Genomic DNA, 12176 nt, shown 5'->3' on the forward strand with positions numbered 1-12176 from the left:
ACAGAAATTCCTATACTTTTTCTAACACATACGCTTTCTTAGATCGATATTCCTTTTCACCATTATCTGAAGCGTGCTCAAAGAATCCATCAAAGCTTTGAGTGACTTTGAATTCCCGTTCGGGATCAGAAAAAAGGTGATTTTCGTTTGAAGATAAAAGAACAACATCTTTTTTATTCACGAATTGATCTAAGTCTGTCGCTTTATAATGGACTCCAACATCTAATGAATTGTATGTTGCCATGTCATCTCCTCCTTAAGCGGTTTTTGTTCCTATATCCAAATGTAGGAGATATTAAACATAGCTGTTGCTATTGTAGTGCTTTCATGTACCAAGCATCACAAGAGAAGTGCTCTGTTTTAAGTAGAGGTTCATCTAGCTTCTGGAAACCATGCTTTTGGTAAAAACGATTCGCAGCATGCATCGTATGAATTGTTTCGAGATAACATGCTTCATAATATTGCTTAGCAAAGGCTAAACTTACCTCTAATAATTGCTCTGCAACACCAGTCCCTCTAGCTTCTTGTAAGGCGTACATCTTTTGTAGTTCACATATAGTAGGAAAACCAGATACACCGCCAATTCCAACACCAGCAATGATACGGCCATCTTTAACGGCTACCCAGTACTGCGTTTTATCTTTTTGATACAGCTCATAAAAACGGCTTAAATCAGGATCTGACCACGCAGTTCCTGGTTTATTTGCGCCAAATTCAATTAAACAAGTTCGAATTAATTGTTCTACATCTTGGTTGTCTTGTTCTTGAATTTCTCGAATAATCATAGCTATGCTCCTATCATTAATGGTTAAAGCTTCTTAGAAGATTATGACAACTATTGTACAGCTTTGCGACAAAAGAATGCAAGATAGAAGAAGCGAAGACATGGTTAATTATGACATAATAGAGTAAGAGGGGGTGCATTCTTTGGTCATTAACGATTCGCTCTATGGTATGTTTAAGCTTGAACCAGTTCTAGAAACATTAATAGCTAGTCCACCAGTTCAACGTTTAAAAAAAGTACATCAGGCAGGCGGTTGCTTTCTTGTGAAACCCGAATGGAACGTGACAAGGTATGAGCATTCCATTGGAGCAATGCTGCTTGTTCGTAAATTGGGTGGAGGCGTTGAAGAGCAAATAGCCGCTTTATTACACGATCTATCACATACAGCCTTTTCCCATGTAATTGATTATGTTCTAGGTAATAAGGATGAAAACTATCATGAGACTCTTTATGAAAGACTTGTAAAAGGAACAACCATACCTGATCTAATCGATCAAGCAGGTTATAACGCCCAGTCCATTTTATTTTCCAATAAAAAGTGGACGCTTCTAGAAAGGTCACTGCCTCATTTATGTGTAGATCGGATTGATTATACGTTGCGTGATCTTTATTCATATGGTGTGATTTCCTTAAAGGATGTTGATGCATTTCTTAATCAATTGGTTGTGGTCGATGGGAATATCGTTTGCGAAGAATTAAGCTGGGCAGAATGGTTTGCATCTATGTATTTTAAAGAAACCGTTGAATTTTTTTTACATCCAACGAACGTTTTTGCTAATCAGCAGCTTGCGCATATCTTATCAGTAAGTTTAGAAGCAGGAATTGTGACACTCGATGACTTAGTTAAAACCGATTTTGATGTTTTGGAACAGTTACGGCTGAGTCAACATGAAACCATCCAGGCGCTGTTAACAGCGTTTGAGAAGCCGCTCTCACCGTCTCATTTTCACTTAAAAGCTAAGCATATAAAATTAAAATATAGAGTCATTGATCCGACGTGCGGTTAGGAGCTGGATGTGTATCTGCTTCTACTCAATCTACGTTAGTGAGAGAGCTACATGCTCAAACAAAAAAAGCATCAACAACAGGTGCTATTGTGACGATTGCAGAAAGGGGAATAAGATGACCCGAGAACGGCTATTAAAAGCATTTCCTAATTTAACTAAGCTTACAGCATTAGAAGAATATCTGTGGATTAACACGTCTAAAGGAAAGAAGGCCATTACAAAAAACCATACATTATCCATGGAGGCGATTTTAGAGGCAGAAGCTCGACTAAATCGGTTTGCTCCTTATATATCCCTTGCGTTTCCAGAAACAGAACGAACGAACGGATTGTTAGAGTCGCCACTATTGGCAATCGACTCTTTTCAGCAGTCCCTTGAAGAGTATTATCAGGTTACGATTAACGGTAGTTTGTTTCTAAAAGGTGACCACTTGCTTCCAATTTCAGGTTCGATTAAAGCAAGAGGGGGCATTTATGAGGTTTTGACGATTGCGGAAAAGATCCTTATTGAGGAAAGCGTGTTCTCAAGAGAAGAGTCTTATGAGAAGTTAATAGAGTCTACATATCAAGACGTATTGTCTCGCTATACAATTGTCGTGGGTTCGACAGGGAATTTAGGACTAAGTATTGGTGTTATGGGAGCAAAGTTAGGGTTTAACGTTATTGTACATATGTCAAGCGATGCTAAAGCTTGGAAAAAAGCGTTATTGCAGCAAAAAGGAGCGCACGTTGTTGAACATGATCAAGACTATAGTTTGGCGGTGGAGGAGGGGAGGAAACAAGCAGAAGCGAACGTGAACAGCTACTTTATTGATGATGAGCATTCGACGACGCTTTTTTTAGGTTATGCCGTTGCAGCGTTGCGTTTAAAAAAACAGCTTGATGAAAAAGGTATTACCATTAACCGCGATCATCCTTTAATTGTTTATTTACCTTGCGGCGTTGGTGGAGGACCTGGTGGAATAGCATATGGGCTGCATCAAGTATTTGGTGAGAACGTAACGTGTTATTTTGCAGAACCAACCCACTCTCCTTGTATGCTTGTTGGAATGATGACAGGATTACATGAAAATATTCACGTGAAAGATATAGGAATTGACAATCGAACGATTGCAGATGGACTTGCGGTAGGACGACCATCAGGCTTTGTCGGAAAGGTGATGGAGCCAATTCTTGGAGGTATCTATACGGTAAATGATGAGACGATGTATAAGCTTTTAGCGATGCTCATTGATCAAGAAGAAATAGCTCTCGAGCCGTCAGCAGTTACAGCTTTATTCGGACCTGTACAGGTTGCCAATTCAGCAAAAGATGCTGTGCATCTAGCTTGGGCAACAGGTGGTAGTATGGTACCAACTAACCAAATGCAGCATGATTACGAAATAGGTAAAGCACTATTAAATTAACTCATTCTTTTTGAAAAAAGGGATACTTGTCCATAAGACGTATCCCTATTTTTGTGTTTTTTTCCTAGAACGAAGCTGTTTGTGCGCATCAAAATCCCATGTAGACAAGAAGAGTTCAGCTGCTTGATAACCAGACTCGAACAAATAATCGCTTTGCTCATCCGTTAGTAGGAAATCGGTTGCTGTGATGGAATCGGTATAAATTTGTATTGTGCGATCTCTCGTTTCATCACTTAAATGTCTCATATCATGAGCTTGCATCATCGTTTTGACAATGTTCTGTGCTAAATGTATTGGCGTTGGAATAATGGCATCCCCTTCAATTCGATCTTTCAAAAAGCGAAAGCCGAAGGTTGGGTAGCGAGGATTTTCAACATCAAACAGCCAAATCGGAAAATTACTTAGTAAGCCGCCATCAACAATATACGCCTTACTTTTGTTTGCCAGCTTCCATCTAGCAGGGCGATAAAAAAAGGGGATAGATGTACTCATTCGCACTGCTTGAGCAATCGTTACATCACTTGGTTTCATACCGTAACGGTTTAAATCGTCAGGAAAAATGATCATTTGTCCGCTACTAATATCTGATGCAATGATTTTAAGTTTTTCAGGTGGAAGATCTGCGAAGGTTCGAATGTTTTTCCTCCGTAATAGTTCTTCGAGCCACACGTCAATATAATCGTTCTTATACATACCTAAATAAAACACGAGATTAATAAAATTTCCAACAAAAGGGATGTGATTGACCCAATTCTTCCCTCGTAAATCTTTAAAATTTAATACTTTTAACTGTTCATTTATTTCTTTACTTGTATATCCTGCTGCAAGAAGAGCGGCAATAATAGCCCCTACAGAAGTTCCAGCTAATTTCTGCCATTGCACACCATGAGCTTCCATTGATTCAATTGCTCCAGCAAAAGCAATACCACGAATGCCTCCACCTTCAAAAACTGCATCGACTTTCATTGTATGCCTCCTTTCACTTCAACAAGTTAACGAAGGAACTTGTCTACTCATATTCTATGAACCAGCAGTAAAAAAAGTGTTTCATTTCCATTAAAGAGGAGTGCATTCAGCAAAAATCAAAAAAAAATTAGAAAAATCTTCATGATATACATAATTTTTTTAGTAGAAAGCCAAACTAAGAGTGAAACAAAATATGAATAATGGAGTTGAATGAAAATGAAGAAATATCTATTGCATTCTTTAGCCCTTACTTTTGTTGCAACAGCGTTAGTCGCATGTGGAGGCAACGATAATAATGATATGAATTCACCAGATAATGATATGGAAATGAATGAACCTGGTGAAGATAGTGTTGAAAACCAAGGCTACGGCATGAATGATCATGGTGAACAACATATGACAGTTTCGGGTGAAGTGGCTGATAGCGTTCGTGAATTAGATGGTGTTCATCATGCAGCGGCAATCGTGATGGGAAGCCAAGCATATATTGCTGTGACAATGGATGACGAATCACATGATGTATCAGACGATATGAAGCAAAAAATTGCTGACAAAGCAATGGAAGTTGATCACAATCTTAGTGATGTTCATGTTTCTTCAAACCCTGATTTTGTGGAACGGATGAAAGGCTACGGTGACAGAATTGAGAATGGTGAACCTGTAAGTGGTTTTGCAGATGAATTTATGGAAATGGTTCATCGTATGTTTCCAACAACAAAACGATAGTAGTGAAAAGGAAAACCTACAGGTTATTATCTGTAGGTTTTTATTTAGTGTACAAATATTTATTTACCTTTGAAGCGTATGTATTAAACTTTGTTGAAGAGGTTTTAAGTAAGATTTCTTAGAAGTGAAAAGGTATAAGTCCCGAGTGAACGGACAATTAGAGAGACGTTTGAATAGAAAATGTCGATTCCAAGGTGGTTCAACCATCAACTTTGGAATGATAGCTACCGCATGGTTTTGTGTCAAAGAATAGAGAAAGGATCGGTAAGGGAGGCTATGAATATCCCTTTTTTTCCAACCGTTTTTCTCGCATAATGTATGCCACATTTGATAAAAGCGACTTGTTTTTGGTGGAACAATTTGTGGGTATGAAAAACATTGCTCAAGCGAGAGTTCTTCACAATCAGCAAGTGGATGGTCCTCAGCTATGGCAACTTGATATTCATCATGCTTAACGAGTGTCGAGTAAAAGCCTTCATGAGAAGGATAGTCTTCAAAAATTGCAGCATCAATGTCTCCTTTTTTTAGCATCGGTATAAATTCAAGGCAGTTATCTCGTGTATATGTGCACGTGATGTTCATTTTTGAGGCTTCATATGTAAGAGTTTGGGGTAAATACGTGGACGAAATAAAAGGTGCAACACCTAAGCGAACCGCGTTTTTTGGTACAAAGCGATGGAGTTTACGCTGTAGTTCATGCCAAATGGGCTGCATCTCATTATAGAAAAGTTGTCCTGTTTCTGTTAATGTCATCCCCTCGTGTGAGCGAATAAACAACGTTTTGTTTAAAGATTTTTCTAATTCTTTTACATGTCGACTAACAGCGGGTTGGGTTAACCCCAGTCGAGTAGCGGCTTTCGAAATACTGCCTTCTTCAGAAATCGTTAGAAACGCTTCTAAATATCGAATGTCCATTTAAGTCTCCTTTTTAGTAACAGGTGTTATTGGGCTTTTGTGCCAACTTTTTTCGCGTTCAAGCTACACACACTATATCAGAAAAAGTTAGCTCAAATGTATACCCTTCTTTCCGCAAAACGAAACCACTTTTTTCTGGAAAAAAGCGTGTTTTTTAAATGAATGTATGTAAAGAGGTTGATTGTGTAAAGGAAAAGCATATTTTTACGTGTGAAAGCTATAGTGGTGTGCTAAAATGTACATAATGATTACTAGTCGTTTACAATGTATACGAGTGAGAAATTAGAATGAGAGAGGTTTACACATGTTAGATATTCAATTTATAAGGGATCATGCCGACAGAATTAAACAAACGGCAGTTCAAAAGAAGTTAAACGTCCCAGTAGATGAACTCATTGAAGTCGATCAAAAGCGACGCGAACTTATTCAGAAGATTGAAGGCTACCGAACAGAGCGCAATCAACAAACAAAAGCGATCGGTGAATTAGCAAGAGAAAAGAAAAAAGAGGAAATGGACGCAAAGAAAGAAGAAGTCCGTCTTCTGAACCAATCAATTAAAGAGTTAGAGACCGAATACCAAGAGGTTGAAACGTCTTATTTACACATAATGAATTTAATTCCGAACGTTGTCTCTGAAGATACACCTGTTGGTAACTCTGACGAAGATAATGTTGAATTAGAAAAAGTCGGGGAGATCCCACAATTTTCATTTACACCTAAAGATCACATGGAACTAGGACAGGCTCACGAAATGTTTGATGTGGAGCGAGGCGTGAAAATCGCTGGAACGCGTAATTATGTGCTAAAGAACCAAGGACTATTTTTACATAGAGCGGTTCAGCAGTTGGCTGTCGATTTATTACATGAGCGTGGTTTCTCCATTATGGACGTACCGTTAATGGCAAACGAAGAAGTATTATATAGTACAGGCTTTTTTCCAGATGGTAAAGAGCAGACGTATCATCTAGAGAAAGACAATAAGTATCTAGTAGGTACTGCGGAAGTACCCCTTGTTGGTTTTTATGGAAATGAGATTGTCGATGTTGAGGAACCAATTCGCTTAGGTGCAGTATCAAACTGTTTCCGAAGAGAAGCTGGATCTGCTGGAAGAGATGTTCGGGGTTTATACCGTGTCCATCAGTTTGCGAAGGTTGAGCAAGTTGTTCTTTGCAAGAATGATCCAGAACTAGCCGATCGTCTCTTATCAGAAATTACCGAGATTGCAAAAGAAATATTAAACTTATTGGAACTTCCGTACCGAGTGGTGGCTGTTTGTACAGGCGATATGTCTCAAAAAAATCATAAACAATATGATATTGAAACGTGGATGCCGAGTCGTGAAAGTTATAGTGAAACCCACTCTTCTTCAAACGTAACAGATTTCCAAGCGAGACGGTCAAACATTCGTTATCGTGACGAAAATGGAAAACTTCAATACTGCTATACGTTAAATAATACGGCAGTCGCAACACCTAGAATTTTGATTCCGTTATTAGAAAATCATCAACAAGAAGATGGCTCAATTGCCATTCCTAAGGCTTTGCAGAAATATATGTACGGGAAAACTACGATTCAGCTCTAATGGTTACGTCGCCTTTAATAGGGCGACGTCCTTTTTTCTTTTATTCTTTCAGAATAATTCGGTAAATGGGGGAGTTCCGTGTATAAAAAAGACCCAACAATTCGACCGTTAAAACAAGGGGATAAAGCTTTTTTATTAAAGTGGTTAACGACAGAAGAGGTTCTTGCATTTTATGAGGGAAGAGATCGGCAATTTACAGAAGCCCTGATACAAGAAAAATTTTATGCCGATACTGAAGAAGATCGCTGGATTGGTGAAGTGGGTGGTGTGCCGATAGCGTACTTACAATCTTATCAATTAACAGTTGGAGATAAGCGAACATACGGGTATTCAGTATATCAGCCGGTATACGGAATGGATTTGTTTATCGGCGAAGTGACGTATTGGAACAAAGGCTTTGGAAGTGCTTTTATTCACCTACTTATTGCACGTATACGAGAAAAAGATGCAGCTGCAATTGTGACGGTTGATCCACGAGTTAAAAACGTACGTGCTATTGCTTGTTACAAAAAATGTGGCTTTTCAATTGTGGGAAAAGTAGAGAAACGAGAATGGCATGAAGGAAGCTATCATGATGTTTACATAATGGAAACGAAAGAAACCAACGGAATCGTTACTTGATGAAACATTCTAGACATGAAGCCTTACTCGACTCTAAACATCGTGCTTGCTCCTATTTACGACAATTTATTTCTTGGGAAATAGTAAAACCAGCAGCCAATTATTTGGTAGCTGGTTTATTTAGCAGTTCTTTCGCCATCAAACGATAAACATTGAGTCTGGATTCAAAAGAATATTGATTGCTATTAATCATAACTTCGTCAAAGCCGAACGTCTCTTTTTCCTCCAACAACTGGTTGCTTACCTCTTTAGGTGTTCCGACAAGGTGTAATGAGCGATTTTTAGCAAGAATGGCTCGATCCATTTCTGTTAAAGGATACTGTTGAGCATCTTCAGGACTAAGCGTTTGTGGTAGTCTTCCACGCATAAGAAATAATCGGGCCAAATCAATTGGTAGAGCAAGAAACTCTGCCTCATCTTTTGTTTCTGCAACTGTAACTGCATACGACACGCTAATGATTGGATCAGGCATGAAATACGATGGCTCGAAATAATGGCGGTACGTATCAAAGATCTCTTTAGACATTTCTCCGTTAAAAAATTGTGCAAATGAGTACCCCACCCCTTGCTTTCCTGCCTGTCTAGCGCTATTTCCGCTAGATCCCAATAGCCATGCTTCTGGTAACGCTACTTCGTGTGGGGAAGCAATGACTTGATTATAAAGAGGATCATTGGTTTTTTGATCATTGATCAGCTGTAACGTTGTCGCTAATTTATCGTACTGATCATCTGGTTGGTATGCTTTTCCTTGAGCAAGGGCGTGAATGGAATAATGATCCCCACCGGGAGCTCGACCAACACCAAAATCGATACGGTTTGGCGCGAGAGCACTTAATGTTTTAAAGACTTCTGCCATTTTTAAGGGCGAATAATGCATCATCATGACACCGCCTGTTCCTAGGCGGATTCGCTTCGTTTGAGCAGCTAAGTGTGCGATTGTAATTTCTGGAGCAGAGCTCGAAAAAGACGTGCCATTATGGTGTTCAGCCATCCAAAGTCGATGGTAGCCTAATTCGTCCCCTAAGGTTGCAAGTGCTTTCGTAAATTGCAGTGCATCAGTAGAGGTTGACCCTTGCGGTATGGGTGCTTGATCAAGAATGCTTAGTCTCATTTAAACGGTCTTCCTTTCGTGTTTACTGTTAAGCACTATAACATAGAACAAAATAAAACCCTATTTTACTGCTCAAAAAAAGGGTTTAAATAAAATGAACGAATTGATCTTATAAACGTATAACAGTTGTGCAGATTAGAAAGATGAAGAGCATAGGGGTGGTGTTATGGAAGAACCGCTTGAAGTATTGATTCAAAAAGCGCAGAAAGGCGAAGAAGAAGCATTAGCTGTGTTATTAACGAATCACTACGACAGTGTTTACCGTTTTTTATTAAAAGTCACTTTCGATCCTGACTATGCTGCAGATTTAACCCAGGAAACGATGACAAAGGCGATTATAGCAATAAAAAGTTACAAGATAAAAAAAGCAACATTTTCTACGTGGCTATTTCAGATTGCGACTAATGCCTTTATAGATAAAAAACGAAAGAGGAAGCATGAAGATCAGTATGTACGGATGCAACGGTTACAATGGTCGATGAAAGAAGAACCGCATGCTGAATGGCTTGATATTCAAAATGTTTTACTGAAGCTAGATAGCAAAAAGAGAGTTCCGCTCTTATTGAAGCATTATTATGGTTACAGCTACGAAGAGATTGGACGAATCTGTCAAATTCGGACTGGGACAGCAAAGTCGAGAGTGAATAGTGCGGTTGACTACATTCGAAAGGAGTTAAGGAGCGATGAAGGAATTCGACGATAAAGTGAAAGATGGATGGGCTCAACTGGATAGGAGTCAACTACATTCACCAACCAAAGAAGATATGATTGCGCTTATTCAGGAAACAAAACGAAAACAGCGACGTGAAGCCATTCTCTTCTTTGTCATAACGCTCATTCTTGTTAACATCGTTGTTTTTTCGATTGCAAGGTTACCAGCTATTTATGTAACGATGAACGTTATCTTAGTGGGATTACTTCCTGTACTTTTTGTATGGGGACTGGTGAAACGTTGGAGGGATCGTTATGAATTATGATTTACAACCATTAACCGAAGTTCCTATCTGGGCTTGGATAGCACTTGGAATACTGCTCTTAATGCAAAGTATTTATTTGTATTTTAAGAGTCAAAAGAATGGGCAGATGAAATGGTTTTGGGGTATTTGGGGTGTAACTCATTTTCCGATGCCGCTGGTTGTTTACTTTATATGGACTTATTGGTTTATACCGATCGTTAAAGGAAGAGGGGATGAGTAAGATGAATGATGTGATCGAGATCGTAAGGATGTTTATACCACTTATAGTTGTTCAACTACTACTGATGATTGTTGCCTTAATTGATCTGTACCGCCGTAATTATGTTCGAGGTGAGAAATGGGTATGGGTAATCATTATTATAGTCATTAACTTACTTGGCCCAATAGCATACTTTATCTTCGGAAGGAAGAAAAGTAATGAATATTAACGTAATTGAGCTTAGTAAAGGATCTCGAATTTGTCATGTGAACGCTCACATTGAGACAAATAACATTACGGCACTAATCGGTGAGAATGGAGCAGGAAAGACAACCCTGTTGCAGTTAATTGCTTCTTTATTAAAGCCGACATCTGGCAGAATTGAATTTGAAGGCGTGACGAAAAAAGATATCCGTTCGTACATTGGTTTTTTGCCTCAATTCCCATCTTTCCACGATTGGATGACTGGATTAGAGTATCTCACGCATGTCGGTCAATTAGTTGGCATGAAAAAACAGCATGCGGTCCGTAAAGCTACTGATCTTTTAACCCTTGTCCGCCTTGAGGATGGAAAGGAGAAGCGCATAGAATCATACTCTGGAGGAATGAAACAACGACTTGGCATTGCTCAGAGCTTAGTGAACGACCCGAAAGTGCTGTTACTAGATGAACCTGTATCAGCATTAGACCCTAAAGCTAGAACAGAAGTAATGGAACTTCTACTAACACTAAAAAAAGAGCGAACGATCATCTATTCAACTCATGTTCTTCATGATGCAGAGCAGATTAGTGATGCCTATATGCTTATGCACAAAGGCCAATTAGTCGAAACCGGTTCTCTTCATTCAAAAGGGGAAGAGTATGTGCTAGAAATTGAGACCGCAGAGTGTGAAAGGCTAGAAGCTGAACTTAAAGCTGTTTACCCAACATGGTGTATCACTAGAAGGGTAAATTATGTTGAGATAAGGATCACACCAAATCAGACGCGATACGATTTAATGCTATTATCAATTCTTGAAAAGGGTAGCTATTCATTTGATGGAATTAAAAAACGTAAAAAGACCCTCGAGGATATTTTTCGGAAAGCGGTGACGATATGAATCAGCTTACCGCGCTAATAAGAAAAGAAGCGCTTGAAAACTGGCGCAACTATAAATGTTTATGGTTGCCGACTTTGTTTGTCATCTTAGGGATGATGCAACCATTAACGCTTTATTACATGGAAGATATGCTCGTTTTACTTGGTGGTTTGCCAGAAGGGGCGAATTTTGCAATGCCAACACTAACTGCGGAGGAAGTAGTTGTTAATACTTTGAACCAATTTTCACAAATTGGTATGTTTGCAATCGTCTTGTCTTTTATGTCGACTTATACGAATGAACGAAAAACAGGAGAAGCCTTGCTCATACTTGTGAAACCAGTGACACATTGGTCCTATTGGCTTTCAAAATGGGTTGTAGCTCTTGCTTTAGTAATAGGAAGTTTTATAGCGGGTTTATTAGCAGCACTTTACTATATTTCCCTATTGTATGGATCGATATCGTTTTCATCAATCGTGTTTACGGTACTCATCTATGGATTATGGTTAATGTTTATCGTGACTGTAACCCTTTTCATTGGAACAATCGTTAAAAGCTCAGCAGTAGTAAGTCTCCTTAGTATTTTACTAATGATGCTTGTGATGCTTTTTCCAGTTTTATTTGGAGAGGGCGCCTTGTGGACGCCTGCAGGACTTCTTGTTTTGGTAGAAGCCTTTCTTTTGAACGATCCTATAAGCTTCAAGCCCGTTTGGATCACAATGAGCCTTATCATTTTACTACTATTAGGAGGAATGAAATACTTAACAAAGAAAGAGTGGAGTATCTAAAGAAAAGTCCCTTAGG

16 protein-coding genes are annotated in these 12176 nt (G+C 38.9%); 11 read left to right on the forward strand and 5 right to left on the reverse strand.

The annotated features are described in order from the left end of the window. Window positions 1-10 precede the first annotated feature (10 nt). Window positions 11-244 carry a hypothetical protein gene (locus PQ477_RS14025; RefSeq protein ID WP_035396741.1) on the reverse strand — a complete coding sequence of 78 codons (234 nt, stop codon included), beginning with the start codon at window positions 242-244 and terminating at the stop codon, window positions 11-13. 67 nt (window positions 245-311) lie between these two features. Continuing rightward, window positions 312-785, reverse strand: a complete 474-nt coding sequence (locus tag PQ477_RS14030) for a GNAT family N-acetyltransferase (protein WP_035396739.1) — start codon at window positions 783-785, stop codon at window positions 312-314. A 142-nt stretch (window positions 786-927) separates the two neighbouring features. Here PQ477_RS14030 and PQ477_RS14035 point away from each other — a divergent pair, with 142 nt between their 5' ends. Both PQ477_RS14035 and dsdA read left to right on the forward strand, forming a co-directional pair. Further along, the gene (locus tag PQ477_RS14035) at window positions 928-1791 is read left to right on the forward strand and encodes an HD domain-containing protein (protein WP_274272235.1); all 864 of its coding nucleotides are present in this window, start codon (window positions 928-930) and stop codon (window positions 1789-1791) included. Between the two features lie 115 nt (window positions 1792-1906). Continuing rightward, window positions 1907-3196 (forward strand): D-serine ammonia-lyase, encoded by a 1290-nt coding sequence (gene dsdA, locus PQ477_RS14040; RefSeq protein ID WP_274272236.1) that lies wholly within the window; start codon window positions 1907-1909, stop codon window positions 3194-3196. A gap of 45 nt (window positions 3197-3241) precedes the next feature. Here dsdA and PQ477_RS14045 read toward each other — a convergent pair whose 3' ends face one another. After that, the gene (locus PQ477_RS14045) at window positions 3242-4162 is read right to left on the reverse strand and encodes a patatin-like phospholipase family protein (protein WP_144558578.1); all 921 of its coding nucleotides are present in this window, start codon (window positions 4160-4162) and stop codon (window positions 3242-3244) included. A 216-nt stretch (window positions 4163-4378) separates the two neighbouring features. Here PQ477_RS14045 and PQ477_RS14050 point away from each other — a divergent pair, with 216 nt between their 5' ends. Then, entirely contained in the window at window positions 4379-4888 is a 510-nt protein-coding gene (locus PQ477_RS14050; protein WP_274272238.1) for a YhcN/YlaJ family sporulation lipoprotein, read from the forward strand. A 63-nt stretch (window positions 4889-4951) separates the two neighbouring features. Here PQ477_RS14050 and PQ477_RS14055 read toward each other — a convergent pair whose 3' ends face one another. Next, the gene (locus PQ477_RS14055; protein WP_035396736.1) at window positions 4952-5803 is read right to left on the reverse strand and encodes a LysR family transcriptional regulator; all 852 of its coding nucleotides are present in this window, start codon (window positions 5801-5803) and stop codon (window positions 4952-4954) included. Window positions 5804-6107: 304 nt separating this feature from the next. On the opposite strand from PQ477_RS14055, the gene serS reads away from it, so the two are divergent. Together serS and PQ477_RS14065 are read left to right on the forward strand one after the other, a co-directional pair. Continuing rightward, on the forward strand, window positions 6108-7385 hold the full coding sequence (gene serS, locus PQ477_RS14060) for a serine--tRNA ligase (RefSeq protein ID WP_274272240.1): 1278 nt from the start codon (window positions 6108-6110) through the stop codon (window positions 7383-7385). Between the two features lie 78 nt (window positions 7386-7463). Then, the gene (locus PQ477_RS14065) at window positions 7464-8006 is read left to right on the forward strand and encodes a GNAT family N-acetyltransferase (protein WP_274272241.1); all 543 of its coding nucleotides are present in this window, start codon (window positions 7464-7466) and stop codon (window positions 8004-8006) included. Window positions 8007-8106: 100 nt separating this feature from the next. On the opposite strand, the gene PQ477_RS14070 is transcribed toward PQ477_RS14065, so the two are convergent. Further along, complete coding sequence (locus PQ477_RS14070) at window positions 8107-9117, reverse strand: LLM class flavin-dependent oxidoreductase (protein WP_274272242.1); 1011 nt, start codon at window positions 9115-9117, stop codon at window positions 8107-8109. 166 nt (window positions 9118-9283) lie between these two features. Between PQ477_RS14070 and PQ477_RS14075 the strand changes: the two genes are divergently transcribed. From PQ477_RS14075 to PQ477_RS14100, 6 genes are read left to right on the forward strand one after another with little or no spacing between them, the layout of a single operon-like run. Further along, complete coding sequence (locus PQ477_RS14075) at window positions 9284-9820, forward strand: sigma-70 family RNA polymerase sigma factor (RefSeq protein WP_035396735.1); 537 nt, start codon at window positions 9284-9286, stop codon at window positions 9818-9820. Next, window positions 9801-10094: a YxlC family protein gene (locus PQ477_RS14080; protein ID WP_144558582.1), complete on the forward strand. Its 294-nt coding sequence runs from the start codon at window positions 9801-9803 to the stop codon at window positions 10092-10094. Before PQ477_RS14075 ends, PQ477_RS14080 begins: the two co-directional genes overlap by 20 nt. Continuing rightward, entirely contained in the window at window positions 10084-10314 is a 231-nt protein-coding gene (locus PQ477_RS14085; protein ID WP_052008142.1) for a hypothetical protein, read from the forward strand. The genes PQ477_RS14080 and PQ477_RS14085 overlap by 11 nt, the downstream gene beginning before the upstream one ends. 1 nt (window position 10315) lies before the next feature. Beyond that, complete coding sequence (locus PQ477_RS14090) at window positions 10316-10522, forward strand: PLDc N-terminal domain-containing protein (protein ID WP_052008141.1); 207 nt, start codon at window positions 10316-10318, stop codon at window positions 10520-10522. After that, a complete protein-coding gene (locus PQ477_RS14095) occupies window positions 10512-11393 on the forward strand; it encodes an ABC transporter ATP-binding protein (protein ID WP_274272245.1) in 882 nt (293 codons plus the stop codon). The genes PQ477_RS14090 and PQ477_RS14095 overlap by 11 nt, the downstream gene beginning before the upstream one ends. Further along, a complete protein-coding gene (locus PQ477_RS14100; protein WP_052008138.1) occupies window positions 11390-12160 on the forward strand; it encodes an ABC transporter permease in 771 nt (256 codons plus the stop codon). Before PQ477_RS14095 ends, PQ477_RS14100 begins: the two co-directional genes overlap by 4 nt. Window positions 12161-12176: the final 16 nt, after the last annotated feature.

Source organism: Shouchella hunanensis (assembly GCF_028735875.1).
Lineage (GTDB): Bacteria > Bacillota > Bacilli > Bacillales > Bacillaceae_D > Shouchella > Shouchella hunanensis.